This is a genomic window from Lysobacter oryzae DSM 21044, assembly GCF_059568595.1.
In genome coordinates this window covers 42,981-58,501 of the sequence record NZ_JCANTQ010000011.1, presented here as the reverse complement: position 1 = coordinate 58,501, position 15,521 = coordinate 42,981, and the positions used below count along the sequence as shown (strand labels likewise).

General features: G+C 68.5%; 11 protein-coding genes. 4 read left to right on the top strand and 7 right to left on the bottom strand.

Annotation, left to right across the window (positions count from 1 at the left end; all coding sequences use genetic code 11):
• Positions 1-5: 5 nt before the first annotated feature.
• The 4 genes from BP05_RS08575 to BP05_RS08560 all read left to right on the top strand — a co-directional run bounded on the left by BP05_RS08575 (position 6) and on the right by BP05_RS08560 (position 7,576).
• The gene (locus tag BP05_RS08575) at positions 6-5,009 is read left to right on the top strand and encodes an NAD-glutamate dehydrogenase (RefSeq protein ID WP_496362458.1); all 5,004 of its coding nucleotides are present in this window, start codon (positions 6-8) and stop codon (positions 5,007-5,009) included.
• Between the two features lie 183 nt (positions 5,010-5,192).
• Positions 5,193-5,966: an NAD kinase gene (locus BP05_RS08570; RefSeq protein ID WP_496362456.1), complete on the top strand. Its 774-nt coding sequence runs from the start codon at positions 5,193-5,195 to the stop codon at positions 5,964-5,966.
• Between the two features lie 151 nt (positions 5,967-6,117).
• Positions 6,118-7,023, top strand: a complete 906-nt coding sequence (locus tag BP05_RS08565) for a 5'-nucleotidase (RefSeq protein ID WP_496362454.1) — start codon at positions 6,118-6,120, stop codon at positions 7,021-7,023.
• A gap of 22 nt (positions 7,024-7,045) precedes the next feature.
• Entirely contained in the window at positions 7,046-7,576 is a 531-nt protein-coding gene (locus BP05_RS08560; protein ID WP_496362452.1) for a GNAT family N-acetyltransferase, read from the top strand.
• 60 nt (positions 7,577-7,636) lie between these two features.
• On the opposite strand, the gene BP05_RS08555 is transcribed toward BP05_RS08560, so the two are convergent.
• The 7 genes from BP05_RS08555 to BP05_RS08525 form a co-directional block, all read right to left on the bottom strand.
• A complete protein-coding gene (locus BP05_RS08555; protein WP_496362450.1) occupies positions 7,637-9,751 on the bottom strand; it encodes an amylo-alpha-1,6-glucosidase in 2,115 nt (704 codons plus the stop codon).
• A 2-nt stretch (positions 9,752-9,753) separates the two neighbouring features.
• Positions 9,754-10,815, bottom strand: a complete 1,062-nt coding sequence (locus BP05_RS08550; RefSeq protein ID WP_496362448.1) for a glycosyltransferase family 4 protein — start codon at positions 10,813-10,815, stop codon at positions 9,754-9,756.
• A 202-nt stretch (positions 10,816-11,017) separates the two neighbouring features.
• Positions 11,018-11,581, bottom strand: a complete 564-nt coding sequence (locus tag BP05_RS08545) for a DUF2939 domain-containing protein (protein ID WP_496362446.1) — start codon at positions 11,579-11,581, stop codon at positions 11,018-11,020.
• A gap of 110 nt (positions 11,582-11,691) precedes the next feature.
• Positions 11,692-12,861: a DUF4785 domain-containing protein gene (locus tag BP05_RS08540; RefSeq protein WP_496362444.1), complete on the bottom strand. Its 1,170-nt coding sequence runs from the start codon at positions 12,859-12,861 to the stop codon at positions 11,692-11,694.
• 15 nt (positions 12,862-12,876) lie between these two features.
• A complete protein-coding gene (locus BP05_RS08535) occupies positions 12,877-13,740 on the bottom strand; it encodes a hypothetical protein (RefSeq protein ID WP_496362442.1) in 864 nt (287 codons plus the stop codon).
• Positions 13,741-13,926: 186 nt separating this feature from the next.
• Complete coding sequence (locus BP05_RS08530; RefSeq protein WP_496362440.1) at positions 13,927-14,613, bottom strand: DUF2461 domain-containing protein; 687 nt, start codon at positions 14,611-14,613, stop codon at positions 13,927-13,929.
• Between the two features lie 35 nt (positions 14,614-14,648).
• Positions 14,649-15,494, bottom strand: coding sequence for an alpha/beta fold hydrolase (locus tag BP05_RS08525; protein ID WP_496362438.1), 846 nt, complete (start codon positions 15,492-15,494; stop codon positions 14,649-14,651).
• Positions 15,495-15,521 lie beyond the last annotated feature (27 nt).

Here is a 15,521-nt window from a genome sequence, read left to right as displayed (position 1 = left end):
TTCCCATGAGCACCGCACCCAAAGCTCCGCGCAAGGCCGCCAGCAAGGCGACCGCCAACCCTGTCGCCGCCAAGCAGGCGCCCGCCAACGAGAGCCAGGCCGTTTCGCTCGAGCCCATCCTTGCCGCCATGCGCAAGCGCCTGCCCAAGGCGCGCCATGCCGAGGGCGAGGCCTTCATCAACGCGTTCTACCGCCGCATGAGCGAGGACGAATTGCCCCAGCACAGCGCCGACGGCTGGGCCGCGCTGGCGGTGGACTTCCTCGACTTCGCCCGCGCGCGCAAGCCGGGTACGGCGCTGGTGCGCTTGTTCAATTCGACGATCAAGAGCCACGGCTGGGAATCGGCGCACACGGTGCTGCAGATCGCCAACGACGACATGCCGTTCCTGGTCGACACCGTGACCATGGCGCTGGCCGAGCAGGGCATCGGCGTGCACGTGCTGGGCCATCCGGTCGTGACCTTCCTGCGCGACAAGGGCGGCAAGCTCGTGGCCGTGGGCGATGGCACGCCCGAGTCGCTCATGCACCTGGAGATCGATCGCCAGGCCACGGACGCGATGCCCCGGATCAAGAAGGCGATCGAGTCCGCGCTGGCCGACGTGCGCGCGATCGTGCGTGACTGGGCGCAGATGCGCGAGCGCATGCAGCAGGTCGCGGACGACATGGGCACGCGCAAGTTCCCGGCGGACGAGGATGCCCGCCACGAGTCGCAGGAGTTCCTGCGCTGGGCCGCGGACAACCACTTCACCTTCCTCGGCTACCGCGAGTACGAAGTGGTGAAGCAGGGGGACGACGAAGTCCTGCGCGCAGTGGACGGCACCGGCCTGGGGCTGATGCGCGGCCACGACGCGGGCCGTCCGCGTTCGGTGAAGTCGCTGCCGGCGCACAGCGTCAACCGCAAGGTCGGCGCGGAGGCGCTGATCCTGACCAAGACCAATGCCCGCTCGACGGTGCACCGCCCGGGTTACATGGATTACATCGGCGTGCTGGATTTCGACGCCAAGGGCAAGGCCGTGGGCGAGAAGCGCTTCGTCGGCCTGTACACCTCCAGTGCCTACAACCGCCGCCCGTGGGACATCCCGCTGGTGCGCCAGCGCCATGACTTCGTGATGCAGCAGTCGGGCCTCGCGCCCAACAGCCACAGCGGCAAGGCGCTGCGCCACATCCTGGAAACCCTGCCGCGCGACGAGCTGTTCCAGGCCACCGGTCCCGAGCTGCTGCGCACCACGACCGGGATCCTCGGCCTGCAGGAGCGCGTGCGCAGCAAGCTGTTCCTGCGCCGCGACCGCTACGGCCGCTTCTTCTCCGGCCTGGTCTACATCCCGCGCGACCGGTTCAACACCGACGTGCGCCTGCGCATCGAGGCGATGCTCAAGGACATGCTGCACGGCGAGTTCGTCGACACCAATGTCCAGCTGAGCGAATCGCCGCTGGCGCAACTGCACCTGGTCATCCGCCCCAAGTCGGGCGACGTGGTCGAGGTCGACAACGCCGCCATCGAAACGGCGTTGGCCCAGATCATCCGCAACCGCCAGGACGACCTGCGCGAACAGCTGGTGGCGCGCCACGGCGAGCACGAAGGCCTCGTCCTGTCGAACCTATACGGCCGCGCCCTGCCGGCGGGTTACATCGAGGAGGTCGGCGCCGAAGTCGCCGCGCAGGACATCGCCAACCTCGCCGCGCTGACCGGCCCGGACGACCTGCGCCTGAGCCTGCACCGCACCCATAAGGGCACCGGCGGCCTGCGCTTCAAGTTCTACCGCCAGAACGACGACATCCCGCTGTCGGATGCGCTGCCGATGATGGAGAACATGGGCCTGCGCGTGATTTCCGAGCATCCCTACCGGATGACCGTCGACGGCCAGGTGCTCTACGTCCAGGACTTCGAGGTCGAGACCACCGGTACCGAGCTCGACCTGGCCAACCTCGACGCGAACTTCGAGGACGCCTTCGCGCACATCTGGCGCGGCAATGCCGAGAACGACGGCTTCAACCGCCTGATTCTCGGCGCCAGCCTGTCGTGGCGCCAGGTCGCGATGCTGCGCGGCTACTGCAAGTACCTGCTGCAGGTTGGCGTGCCGTTCTCGCAGAGCTATGTCGAAGCGACGTTCGCGCGCTACCCGATCCTGGCGCGCCTGCTGGTGGAAGTCTTCGAAGCCAAGTTCGATCCGTGCACCGGCAGCGAGAGCAAGGCCGAGATCAAGGCAGGCATGGAGCGTTTCCAGGCCCAGCTGGCCGCGCTCGCCGGCGACGATGCCGCGCTGATGGCCGCGGTTTCCCCGGTGGTCGAAGCGCGCACCGGCAAGCGCGATGCGCAGGTCGACATCACCCGCGCCGCGTTCAAGGCGCTGCTCGACCGCGTCGCCAGCCTCGACGAGGACCGCATCTTCCGCAGCTTCCTCGGCGTCATCGACGCGACGCTGCGTACCAGCTACTACATCCAGTACGCCGACGGCCTGCGCAAGGACGGCGGTCCGGCCGACTACGTCAGCTTCAAGTTCGATTCCAGCAAGGTGCCGGACCTGCCCAAGCCGCGCCCGTACCGCGAGATCTTCGTGTACGGGCCGCGCGTGGAAGGCGTGCACCTGCGCTTCGGCCCGGTCGCGCGTGGTGGCCTGCGCTGGTCGGACCGCCGCGAGGACTTCCGCACCGAAGTGCTGGGTCTGGTGAAGGCGCAGATGGTGAAGAACACCGTCATCGTGCCGGTCGGCTCGAAGGGCGGCTTCTACTGCAAGCAGCTGCCGAACCCGGGCGTCGACCGCGACGCGTGGTTCAACGAGGGCGTGGCCTGCTACAAGCGCTTCATCAACGGTCTGCTCGACATCACCGACAACATCGCGCCCGACGGCAAGATCGTCCATCCGGCCAATGTCGTGCGCCATGACGGCGACGATCCGTACCTGGTCGTTGCGGCCGACAAGGGCACGGCGACGTTCTCCGACATCGCCAACGGCATCGCCGCCGCGCACAAGTTCTGGCTCGACGACGCGTTCGCCTCGGGCGGCTCGGTCGGTTACGACCACAAGGGCATGGGCATCACCGCGCGCGGTGGCTGGGAGTCGGTCAAGCGCCACTTCCGCGCCATGGGCCGCGACTGCCAGAAGGAGGACTTCACCTGCGTCGGCGTCGGCGACATGTCGGGCGACGTGTTCGGCAATGGCATGCTGCTGTCGAAGCACATCCGCCTGCTGGCGGCGTTCGACCATCGCCACATCTTCCTCGACCCGAACCCGGACGCCGCGGTCTCGTTCAAGGAACGCGACCGCATGTTCAAGCTGCCGCGCTCGTCGTGGGAGGACTACGACAAGAAGCTGATCAGCAAGGGCGGCGGCGTGTACCCGCGCTCGGCCAAGTCGATCCCGGTCTCGGCCGAGGTGCGCGTGGCCCTGGGCCTCGAGGCCGGCGTGACCGCGCTCAGCCCGAACGAGCTGATGAACGCGATCCTCAAGGCGCCAGTCGACCTGCTGTGGAACGGCGGCATCGGTACCTACGTCAAGGCCACCAGCGAGACCCACCAGCAGGTCGGCGACCGCGCCAACAACGCCCTGCGCGTCGACGGTCGCGAACTGCGCTGCAAGGTGGTGGGCGAGGGCGGCAATCTCGGCCTGACCCAGTTGGGCCGCGTCGAGGCCGCCATGCACGGCGTGCTGCTCAACACCGACTTCATCGACAACTCCGCCGGCGTGGACACCTCGGACCACGAGGTCAACATCAAGATCCTGCTCAACGGCGAGGTGCAGAAGAAGAAGCTGACCTTCGACGCCCGCAACAAGCTGCTGGCCTCGATGACCGATGAGGTCGCCCAGCTCGTGCTCGCCGACAACTACCGCCAGAACCAGGCGATCAGCCTGATGGAGCGGATGAGCGTGTCGCGCATGGGCTCCAAGCGCCACTTCATCACCACGCTGGAATCCCAAGGCCTGCTCGATCGCCAGATCGAATACCTGCCGACCGACGCCGAACTGGTCGATCGCAAGTCGCGCGGCCTCGGCCTGACCCGTCCGGAACTGGCGATCCTGCTGTCGTACTCGAAGATCGTGCTGTTCCAGCAGCTGGCCGAGTCCGACGTGCCGGAAGACCCGTACCTGTCGAAGGAACTGGTCCGTTACTTCCCCAAGCCGCTGCAGGAGAAGTACGCCAAGGCGATGGAAGGCCACCGCCTGAAGCGCGAGATCATCGCCACCGCGGTGACCAACTCGATGGTCAACCGCATGGGCGCCACCTTCACCCTGCGCATGACCGAGGACAGCGGCCGCACGCCGGGCGAAGTGGCCAAGGCCTTCACCATCACCCGCGAGACGCTCGATGCACGCGCACTGTGGGCACAGATCGACGCCCTCGACGGCAAGGTGCACGAGTCGGTGCAGATCGATGCCCTGCAGGTGATCTGGAACCTGCAGCGCTCGTTCACCCGCTGGCTGCTGTCGCGCCCCGGTGCGATCCCCGACATCGCCACCGCGGTGAACCGCTACTTCGACGGCTACAAGGACATCCGCGCCGGCGAGAACATCCTCGGTCCGCTGCAGCGTCCCGGCTACGAGGCGGCGTTGCGCGAATGGAAGGCGAAGGGCGTTCCCAACGATCTCGCCCTGCAGCTTGCCGCGTTGCCGCACATGGAACCGGCCTGCGACGTCATCGAAATCGCCCGCGAGCGCAAGCTCAAGGTCGTCGACGTCGCCAAGGTCCACTTCCGTCTCGGCGAAGCGCTTAACCTGCCGTGGCTGAGCGCGCAGATCGACAACCTCGCCGTCGACGGCCGCTGGCATGCGGTCGCGCGTGGCGTCCTGCGCGAAGAGCTGGCCACGCAGCAGCGTGCGCTGGTGCAGCAGGTACTGTCGATGCCGGGCGCCAACGCCGAGGCCAAGGTGCAGGCCTGGTTGCAGCGCGACGATGCCTCGCTGCGGTTCACCCTGTCGATGCTCAATGAGCTGGCCGCGCAGAAGACGCTGGACTACCCGACGGTATCTGTGGCCGTGCAACGGCTCTCGCAGTTGGCCTCGCGGGGATGAACCGACACGCCTAGCCGATGCCGCCTTTCGGCATCGGCTGGGTTCGCGAACGCCCGGCCGTGGATGGCCGGGCAGGGCGAAGCCCAGTCTGGCTCGCCACGGATGGCAGCGGCTTGGTGCGGACGAATGGTTGCCTCGTCACGCCTGCGCGTTATCCTCCGGTACATCGCAACGGAGCCGCCGATGACCGCGACGCCACGCCTTGCCTTCCTCGCCAGTCCCGCCGAAGAGGCGCAACGCGCGCTGGCGCAGATGACCGCGCGCTACGGCGACCATGCGCCGGACGAAGCCGATGTCCTGGTCGCCCTCGGTGGCGACGGGTTCATGCTGCAGACGCTGCATCGGCATGCCGGGCTGGCCAAGCCCGTGTACGGCATGAAGCTGGGTACGGTGGGCTTCATGATGAACCACCAGCGCAGCGAGGACCTGATCGAACGCATCCACGCCGCCGAGCCCGCGATGTTGCGGCCGCTGGAGATGGTCGCGCAGACCGAGTCCGGCGCCACCGTGGGATCGTTGGCCTACAACGAAGTGTCGCTGCTGCGGCAGACGCGGCAGGCTGCGCATCTGTCCATCGACCTCAATGGGCAGACGCGCCTGGACGAACTCATCTGCGACGGCGTTCTGGTCGCCACCCCCGCGGGCAGCACCGCCTACAACTTCTCCGCGCACGGCCCGATCCTGCCGCTGGGCGCCAACGTGATCGCGCTGACGCCGATCGCGGCATTCCGGCCGCGACGCTGGCGCGGGGCGGTACTGAAGGCCGATACGGAGGTGCGCTTCCGCGTGGTCGATCCGTTCAAGCGGCCGGTCAGCGCCACCGCCGATTCGCATGAGGTGCGCGACATCGTCGAGGTCACCATCCGTGAGTCCCGCGATCGCACGGTGACCCTGCTGTTCGATCCCGAACACAACCTCGAGGAGCGGATCCTCGCGGAGCAGTTCACCAGCGGGTGAGCGAGCGCGTTGAGCCGATGCCCTATCGGCATCGGCTGCGCTCGCGAACGCCCGGCCATGGATGGCCGGGCCGGGCGATCCGGAGTTGATGAATTGGCGCCATGGACGGCACGGCTCACCCTGGGAGACGGCATCGGGGCACAATGGCGGCATGCCCGACCGTGACGCCAATCCGCTGATCGTAGCGATCTCCTCGCGCACCCTGTTCGACATGGAGGACAGCCACGCGCTGTTCGAGCGCGAGGGAATCGACGCCTACGCCGACTTCCAGCGCACGCACGAGGACGACATCCTCGAACCCGGCATCGCCTTCCCGCTGGTGCGCAAGCTGCTCGCGTTGAACGAGGGCGCTCCGGCCGAGGCGCCGCGGGTGGAAGTCATCCTGATTTCGCGGAATTCCGCCGACACCGGCCTGCGCATCTTCAACTCGATCGCGCACCATGGCCTGGCGATCAGGCGCGCGGCCTTCAGCAATGGCGCGGCGCCGTTTCCCTACATCCGCCCGTTCGGCGCCGACCTGTTCTTGTCGACCCACGCCGAGGACGTGCGCAACGCGCTCGCCGCCGGTGTGGCCGCGGCCACGTTGCTGCCGGCCAAGGCACCGCAGCAGCGCCATGATCAACTGCGCATCGCGTTCGACGGGGACGCGGTGATCTTCGACGACGAGGGCGAACGGGTCTCGCGCGCAGGTGGACTGGCGGCGTTCGCCGCGCACGAACGCGCGCATGCGGGCGAGCCGCTCTCGGGCGGTCCGTTCCGCGGCTTTCTCGACGCGCTGCACCGGTTGCAGGCCGCATTCCCGACCGGACCCGCCTCGCCGATCCGCACCGCACTGGTGACGGCGCGGTCGGTGCCCGCGCACGAGCGCGTCATCCGCACCCTGCGCGACTGGGGCGTCCGCCTGGACGAGGCGCTGTTCCTGGGCGGGCGCGCCAAGGGGCCGTTCCTGGAGGCGTTCGGCGCCGACATCTTCTTTGACGACTCCGAGCACAACATCGTCTCGGCGCGCGACCACGTCGCCGCCGGACATGTGCCCCACGGCGTCGCCAATCCCTAGCGATGCCGAGGGGAGCTGCCTGATGCCGGACCTTCGCCTCGCGCGGCATGCCGACATCCCCGAGCTGCAGGCGCTCATCGCGGTTTCGGGCCGGAGCTTGAGCGAGGGCTTCTACACGCCCGCACAGGCGGACGCGATCACGCGCCACGTGTTCGGCGTCGACACGCAGCTGATCGATGACCAGACCTATTTCGTCGTCGACGACGGCCAGCGCATCGTCGCCTGCGGCGGCTGGAGCATGCGGCGCACGCTGTTCGGCGGCGACCAGGCGAAGTCGGGTCCCGATCCGCTGCTGGATCCGCGCGGGGAATCGGCGCGCATCCGCGCGTTCTTCGTGGATCCGGGCATGGCGCGACGGGGCCTGGGGCGCCAGCTCATGGACGCGTGCATCGCGGCAGCGCGTCGCGCCGGCTTCGGCACGCTGGAGTTGGTTTCGACCTTGGCCGGAGAGCCCTTGTACCTCGCCTGTGGCTTCGCTGTATCGCAGCGGTTCGAACTCGATCTGCCAGAGGGCATCACGGTTCCGGTCGCGCGCATGACGATGCAGATCTGACGAGACGCTCGACGCCGCGCCAGCGCCTGCAAGCTTGCGCTGCGACGACCGCGGGCCGGATCAACCCACGAATCGCAGTGGCACCACCGCCGCGTCGCGGCCCTCCAGGTGCGTGGCGACGCGGTCGCCCTGGCGTTGGAACACCACGTCGACGCGGTGGTCGCCCACCGCGATGCGGCGTACCGTCACGTGATCGATTCCCGGCGGCAGCATCGGCCGCTCCACCCGGATCTCGCCGCGCCAGCCGTCGATTTCCAGCCCCAGGCACGCCTGCAGCAGCATGAAGGCCGATCCGGCCGCCCACGCCTGCGGCAGGCAGGCCACCGGGTAGGCCACCGGCGTCGAGCCCTGCGCGCGCGGGAACCCGCAGAACAGCTCCGGCAACCGCAGGTCGAAATGCACGGCCGCCTCGAACATCCCGCGCAGCAGCCGCACCGCCGCCGCGCGATCGCCGTAGCGCGCGATGCCCGCGGCGCACAGCGCGGTATCGTGCGGCCACACCGAGCCGTTGTGGTACGACATCGGGTTGTAGCGCACCTCGTCGGAGGCGAGCGTGCGCAGGCCCCAGCCGGTATGGAACGCCGGCGTCAGCAGGTTGGCCGCCACGTGCGCGGCACGTTCCGGGTCGGGCAGGCCGGCGAAGAGCAGGTGGCCGGGATTGCTGGCACGCACGCGGCACAGTTCGCCGTCGCCGTCCACGGCGATCCCGTAGTAGCCGGCATCGCTCATCCAGAAGCGTTCCTCGACTGCTGCGCGGATGCGCTCGGAACGCTCCTGCCAGTGCATCGCGGCGTCGACGTCGTTGCGACGCTTGGCCAGCACCGCCATCGCGCGGAACGCGGCGAACGCATAGCCCTGCACCTCGACCAATGCGATGGGACCGGGCGGGAAGCGACCATCGGCGTGGAAGACCGAGTCCTCGCTGTCCTTCCAGCCCTGGTTCGCCAGTCCGGTCGAGGAGGCCCGTGCGTAGTCGAGGAAGCCCGCGGCGTTCGCGTCGCAGACGCGCTCGATCCAGGCCGTCGCGGCGTGCAGGGCGGGCCAGAGGCGTTCGATGAAGGCGAGGTCGCCGCTGCGGTCGGCGTAGGCGCCGGCCAGGGTGACGAACAGCGGCGTGGTGTCGACGCCGCCGTAATAGCGCCCGAACGGCAACTCGCGCATCGCGGCCATTTCGCCCTTGCGCGTCTCGTGCATGATCTTGCCGGGGGCCGCGTCGAGGAAGGCCGATTCCTCCTGCGCCTGGTGATGCGCCAGGAAGGCCAGCACGCCGCGGGCGATGCTGGGGTCCAGCCACAACGTCTGCAACGCCGTGATCACCGCGTCGCGGCCGAACGGCGTCGAGAACCACGGAATGCCGGCGTAGGGATAAGGGCCGGTTTCCAGCTCGCTGGTCAGCAACGCGAGGTCGGCGCGCGACTTGTCCATCCACGCATCGAACAGCGGGCCACCGCTGTGGATCTGTCCGCTGCGCCGCTGCCGGCTGCGCATCGTCGCGCGGGCCTGCACCGCACCGTCGCGGAAGCGCTGCGGTGAGGGCGCCTCCGCCGCCGCGATGCCGCATTCCAGGTACAGCTCCTCGCGCATGCCCGGGCGCAGGTCGAGCAGGAATTCCGCGCCGCCGTCCACGTGCGAAGGCTCGCGCGAGAACGACAGCACCGAATTCCGGGTGGTCTGGTCGAGGCCCTGGTAGCGGAACTGCACCGCGCTGGCCTCAGCCTGCGGTGCGAGCAATTCGCCGCGTGCCGGGCGCACGCTGCCGCGGACCTCGAACATGTCGCGGAAATCGGCGGCGAACGTCAGGCGCAGGGGCAGCCGGACCGGCGCCTGTCCGTAGTTCACGCAGAGGATGCGTTCGTACAGGCGGTCGTTGCGCAGGAAGCGTTCGCGCTGGATGTGGATCACGCCCTGGGCCGCCGGACTGCCGCCGAGCGGGGGCAGCGGCCGGTTGGTGAGGTGGGCGACGAACATGACGTTGTCGCGACTGACGTTGGCGCTCAGCAGCGCGGGTTGCGACTCGCCCAGGCGCAGGCAGAAGCGCGAGAGCAGGCGCGTGTCGTTGTGGAAGAAGCCGTCGCTGCCGCCTTCGATGTCACCGGCGGCATCGGCGACGATGAAGCTGTCGCCATCCTTGAGGACATAGGTCGTGGACAGCGTGTTGCTGGCGATGGGCTCCATGCTCAGGCCGTCAGCAGTTCGCCGGCGTCGCGTTCGCGCAACAGCCGGTGGTACAGGTCGACGTAGTGGTGGGCCATCGCTTCCGCGGAGAAGCGCCGTTCGAACACGTTGCGGATCCGCCGCCGGTCGTACGTGGCGACTTCCGCTACTGCGGCCGCCGCTTCCTCCTCGTCCTGCACGACCCGTCCGGTGATGCCTTCGTCGAGCACCTCCGGAACCGAGCCGCAGGGCCACGCGATGACCGGCGTGCCGCAGGCCATGGCCTCGATCATCACCAGGCCGAAGGGTTCGGGCCAGTCGATCGGGAACAGCAATGCGCGCGCATTGCCGAGGAAGCGCGCCTTGTCGGCATCGTTGATCTCGCCGATGTATTCGACCAGCGGATCGTCGAGCAGCGGACGGATCTCATGGGTGAAATAGGCGCGATCGGCGGGATCGACCTTGGCCGCGATCTTCAGCGGAATGCCGCTGCGCTTGGCGATCGCGATGGCGCGGTCCGGGCGCTTTTCCGGCGATATGCGCCCCAGGAAGGCCAGGTAACCGCCTCCCTCGGGCGCGGCGGAATAGGGCAGCAGCGAGGTGGGCAATCCATGCGGCACCGTGCCCAGCCACCGCGCGAACCGCAGCGGGCGGCGCTGGTGGTCGGAGATCGATACCAGCGGGAACTGCGGCCAGCGCCAGTACGCCTCCGGCAGGTCCTTGAGGTCGAGGCGGCCGTGCAAGGTGGTGACGGTGCGATCGGCCATGTCCTCGAACATTGGAAAATGCAGCAGGTCGACATGGAAGTGCAGTACGTCGAATTCGTGCGCCCGCCGCCGCACTTCATGCAGCATCGCCAGGTGCGCGGCGAGATCCGATTTCAATGGCGCCGGATCGAGCCGGATGGCCTGGTCGCGCACCGGCACCAGCGTGGCGCGGGTAATCGCGTCGGCGGTGGCGAACAGCGTGGTGTCATGGCCCAGGTCCGCGAGCGAGTCGGCCAGGTAGGCGACGATGCGTTCGGTACCCCCGTACAGCTTCGGCGGAACGGCTTCGTAGAGGGGAGCGACGAGAGCGATTTTCATGATGCGTCGATGGCAGCATTCCTGCAGCTGCAGCGTGCCTCCTGGCCCGTGCATGCCGCGTGTCGGATGGAGGCATGAGGCGCGTCAGCGCTTCTCGCCATCGGGGCATCCCGCCCGGGGCGTGCCTGCGTGTGCCTGGGGCGGATCCCGCCACGGGCGCCTCGCGGAAAATGCGCCAGAGGCGATTACGCGGGCGTAAAGATCACGGCCCGCCCGTCGGTTGCGGCGCGAAGGGCAGGCGCACTTCGGTGACCTTCCACGCGATGCCTTGCCGGCTGAGTACGAAAACCACGGGCTCCCCGTCGGCGTTGCGCACCGTGGCGGTGAAACGGGACAGGGATTCGTAGCGGTATTTCGCGCCTTCGAGCGGATCGCGTGGCGGCGCCGTGGCGTAGCTGTCATCGCCATTGGACCGGCTCCCGCCCAGGCGATGCCAGAAGTTGCGGCCTTCCATGACCGCCGCGAGTCCTGCGGGCGTCGCCATCGCATCGACGATTCCGTCGGTGGCGCCGCTGGCCAGCCGCAACGCGATCGCGCCGAGCAGGTTCGATTGCACGTCCGCGCCGGCGCGGCGCACCACGTAGTCGTCGACCTGCTGTTTCAGGCTGGTGCGCACCGCGGCGAAGTCGACGTACTCCGACAGCTTGGCGGCATCCTGCTGCTGCACCGCGCCGCGGATGCCATTGATGGCGATGAAGGGGCCCGCTGCCAGCCAGCCGAGCGACAGCACCAGCGCGACGACGATCAGGGCCAGCCACTTCTTCATGCACCTGCTCCGCGGGGACGTGCCTCCAGCATACCCGTCAGCGAAAAGGGGCCGGATCACTCCGGCCCCGCTTGGTCTTCCGCACGGATTCGCAATCCGGAACAGTTTGCCTAGAAGCGCGCAGCGCGAGCGCGGCTTTCGAGCGGCGCCAGGCGGCTCTGGTCGTTCAACTCCAGTTGCCTGACCTCGTACGGCGCGCCATAGCCAAACGGCACGTGCGCGGGATCGAACGCGAGCACCAGCGTGCCCTTGCCGCGTTCGAACCACGCCGCCGAATGGGCCTGGGACACCGGCGCCATCGAGCCGTCCGCCGCCGTCGCATAGAGAGTGCCGCGTACCTCGTAGCGACCCGGTGACGCGGTCTCCATCGGTATGTCCACGCGCAGCCGCGAAGCATCGACGGTGAGGTCCTCGCCGAGCCTCGCGGTGGGAGCGGCAACGCCAAACGCGGTGCGTGCGTCCCGCGACGTGCCCTCGCCGCTGGCGAATACCTGCAGCTCCCACAGCCCGGGCGATGCGCTCGCCTGCGTGGGCAACCGCACCCTGGCGGTGAGCGCTCCGTCCTGCCCGCGCACCACGGCGATGTGCCGGCTGCTGCCATCGGGCGCCACCAGCAGGCCCTCGGCCTGGACCGGTACGGAGCGGCCGCCGCGCGACAGGTCCACCGCAAGGGTGATGGTTTCGCCGCCCAGCACGTGCGGGCGATCGGTGCTTGCCGTCAGCACCAGGTCGCTCTCGGGTTCGAACACGTGGACGACGTAGCGGCCGCGCGCAGTGGGAACGCTCAGCGAATACGCGCCCGCTCCGTTCTCGCGCGCCAGCTTGACCACGGCGGTGCCGGCGTCGACGTCCATGCCGGCGGCCTGCAGCGCCGCCGCGTCGGCGGCCTGTTCCAGGCGCGCAGCCCTGCCTTTGCCGACCATGCGGACCGCACTGGCGTCGATCGCTGCGGAGCCGCGTGCCGGACTGATGCGGATCACGGCGCCGGGTGCGGACGTGGTCACCTGCACGCCGGAGCGCAGCTCGGCGTCGTCGACGGTCTGCCAGTACTCGCGACTCTCGGCGACATGGGGGGGCGGCGGCTCGAGTGGCGCGGCCGGATCCAGCGCCCAGGAGTACGACACCGGCGCCCGTTCGATCTGGCCCGCGGGTGCTGGCAAGGAAACCAGCTGCGCCGGCACCTGGTCGTTGCGGCCGGGCGGGAGCAGGGGTTGCGCCGCGGGGGCGGCCATCGGAAGCGTGGCGAAACAGGCCGCGACCAGCGCGGCATTGATGTTCATGCGCATGGCTGGGCCTCAGAGCTTGAGATCGTTGCGGAGGATGGTGTCGAGCGTGAAGCACGCGCGGCGGCTCTGGTTGTGGCTCAGCGGCTCGGCCCCGGCGGTGCGGCTCTTGTCCTGGAACCACACGCTGCCCGCGGCCGACTGGCTGCTGCAGTTGAGGAATCCATCGGAGCAGCTGTCGAGCCAGTTCTGCGTCGTTTCCAGCCCGACGTTCTCCGTGTAGCCGCCGCAGTAGCTGTCCGGGTCCCAGATCGCCGAATCCACGTCCGTGCCGACCACGCTGCGGAAGAGCTTCGGCAGGGCAGGACGGCCGCTGGTGCCGTAGAGGTTGTTGGCGTTGTAGTAGGCCATCCAGCTGACCTGCTGCTGGCGCACCGCATCGGACTTGTAGCCGAGCAGCCAGCCCAGCGAGGTTTCGAACACGTTGCCGTTGATCACCGCATCGGCCAGCGGCGTGCCGGCGGAGGAGGGCGCCAGCGCGTTGACGCGGACGATCTTGTTGATGATGTTGGGGTAGCGGCTGTCGTAGGTCGGGTTCGACAGGATCCAGCGCATCACGTTGCCGCCGTTGGAATGCGTGATGACGATGAGTCGGGTGATGCCCTTGCTGCTGATGAAGGTGCCCAGCTGGCCCGCCAGGCAGCCGGCGGCGCGGCTGTCCCACATGTACTGGGTGAAGTCGCAGTTGATGACGACGTAGTTGCCGGTGTTGGCCAGGCCCTGGCGGACCGAGTCGACCATCGCCGGTTGCCAGTAGTCCTGGTAGGCGTTGGTCTGGGAGCCGGTTCCATGGACGAAGGCCACGCCGGTGACATCGGCGGCGGACGCGCACGGTACCGCGGCGGCCAGGAGCAGGCCGCAAAGCAGATTTCGCATGTTCATTCCCTCGACTGCAGCGGCTCGGCCGTCGGCGTCACCGCGGAAGGTCCTGCTTCTGCGCCAGTCCGGGGTGCCGGGTGGGGGGCGTGCGCATCGCGGGCGAGCATACCCGTACGTACGGGTATGTCTTGCGGCGACGCGGCATCCCGCGCGCGCCGCGTCACAGTTTGGAAGGCGGGGGAATCAGAACTCGAGGTCGAGCGCCGCGCAGAGGTAATCGACGAAGGGACCCAGCCCCGCGATATCGCCCTCGAGCGTCTTGCGCAGCCTGGGCCCGGTCATGGTCGCGTCATCGATCGGACGGAACGCGGCGAAGTTGCGCCGCCGCAGGTCGTCGGCGAACTCGAAGTCGGCGGGAAAGCCGCGCGGCATGCGCGTCAGCATTTCGTCGTCGTCGAGGTCGAAGCGCTTGCGGAAGGCGGCGGCATGCGCGGCGGACTTCCAGCTGCCGGGGTTGTCGACGATGAAGTGGCGGATGCGCCGCAGCGTCTCCGGCTGCGGATGCCACACGCCCGCCGCGACGAAGCAGTTGCCCGGCTGCAGGTGCAGGTAGAACGCCGGCGCTTCCACCTGCTTGCTGCGCGCGTGGAACAGGCGCGCGCCCTGCCAGTTCTTGTACGGCGCCTTGTCGTTGGAGAAACGGGTGTCGCGATGGATGCGGAACAATGAGCCGCCATTGCCCTTGGGTTCGGAACGGTAATGCTCGCTCACCCCAAGCAATGCAGGCTGTAAGTCCGCCAGCAGGCGCTGGAACGGTTCGCGCACATGCGCGTCGTAGTCGGCCTTGTGCGCGTGGAACCACTCGCGCTCGTTGTGGCGCGCAAGGGCGCGCAGGAACTTGAAGCTGGCGTCGGAGAAGTAGGTGCTCATGGCGCCAGTTTACGGGGGCGGCGGTCGCGGCCGGTTCAAGGCTTCTGCAGGGTCGAGCGGATTTCCGCGATGGTGCGGTCCGGCGCCTGGAGGTGCGGGAAATGCCCGATCCCCGGAAGCACGGTGATCTCCGCATGGGCCTTGGCGGCCAACTCGATCCCCATCTGCTTGTCGATGTACAGGTCCTTGTCGCCCCAGACGATCCGGACCGGGGTGGCCAGCCGATCCAGGTGGGCCTCGAAGTACTTCTGGTCGCGGGTGAACTTCGCGTAGTAGTGGTAGAACGCGTCCGCGGATGTCATTCCGCCGTGCGACCAGCCGCGGGCCATGTCGTCCTTGAGCCCCCGGGAAACGTCGAACTGCGCTTCCGGCGGCAGGCCCCGGCCGAAGATGTTCTCGAGGATGTCGTCCCGATTCTGGTTGAGGTACGCACGCGCTGCCGTCGAGGTCGCCGGGTCCTTCAGCATGCGCAGGCTTTCGTACATGTAGCCGGGGCGGTCCAATGGCGCGAAGTCACCGACGATGATGGTCCTGGCGATACCCGGATCCTCCAGGGCCGCTAGTAGGGCGGGTAGCGCGCCGATGTCCGTCGCGTAGATGGTCAATGCGGAAGGGTCGATCCCGCTCTTGTCGATGTAGGCCTTCAGTACGCGCGCGTAGTCCGCGGGGGCGTAGCCGAACACGCCGGCGCTCGGTCGCGAGGAGAGGCCGAAGCCAGGCCAGTCGAATGCATGCACCTCGTAGTCGCGCGCCAGCGCCGGCGCGATGTCCTGCCAGGCCTGCAAGGTCTCGGGGAAGCCATGCAGCAGCAGCACCGTGCCCTGTGCGTGGGGATTGCGCAGCACCATCCTCCGCAGCGCGAGCTGCGGGTCGATCTGCACGAATCCGACCTCCGCTCGCGGTGCCCG

Bases quoted from the DNA above. Each gene is read 5' to 3' on its own strand.
- BP05_RS08575 (WP_496362458.1), top strand. From the start codon at position 6: ATGAGCACCGCACCCAAAGCTCCGCGCAAGGCCGCCAGCAAGGCGACC.
- BP05_RS08570 (WP_496362456.1), top strand. From the start codon at position 5,193: ATGACCGCGACGCCACGCCTTGCCTTCCTCGCCAGTCCCGCCGAAGAG.
- BP05_RS08565 (WP_496362454.1), top strand. From the start codon at position 6,118: ATGCCCGACCGTGACGCCAATCCGCTGATCGTAGCGATCTCCTCGCGC.
- BP05_RS08560 (WP_496362452.1), top strand. From the start codon at position 7,046: ATGCCGGACCTTCGCCTCGCGCGGCATGCCGACATCCCCGAGCTGCAG.
- BP05_RS08555 (WP_496362450.1), bottom strand. From the start codon at position 9,751: ATGGAGCCCATCGCCAGCAACACGCTGTCCACGACCTATGTCCTCAAG.
- BP05_RS08550 (WP_496362448.1), bottom strand. From the start codon at position 10,815: ATGAAAATCGCTCTCGTCGCTCCCCTCTACGAAGCCGTTCCGCCGAAG.
- BP05_RS08545 (WP_496362446.1), bottom strand. From the start codon at position 11,581: ATGAAGAAGTGGCTGGCCCTGATCGTCGTCGCGCTGGTGCTGTCGCTC.
- BP05_RS08540 (WP_496362444.1), bottom strand. From the start codon at position 12,861: ATGAACATCAATGCCGCGCTGGTCGCGGCCTGTTTCGCCACGCTTCCG.
- BP05_RS08535 (WP_496362442.1), bottom strand. From the start codon at position 13,740: ATGCGAAATCTGCTTTGCGGCCTGCTCCTGGCCGCCGCGGTACCGTGC.
- BP05_RS08530 (WP_496362440.1), bottom strand. From the start codon at position 14,613: ATGAGCACCTACTTCTCCGACGCCAGCTTCAAGTTCCTGCGCGCCCTT.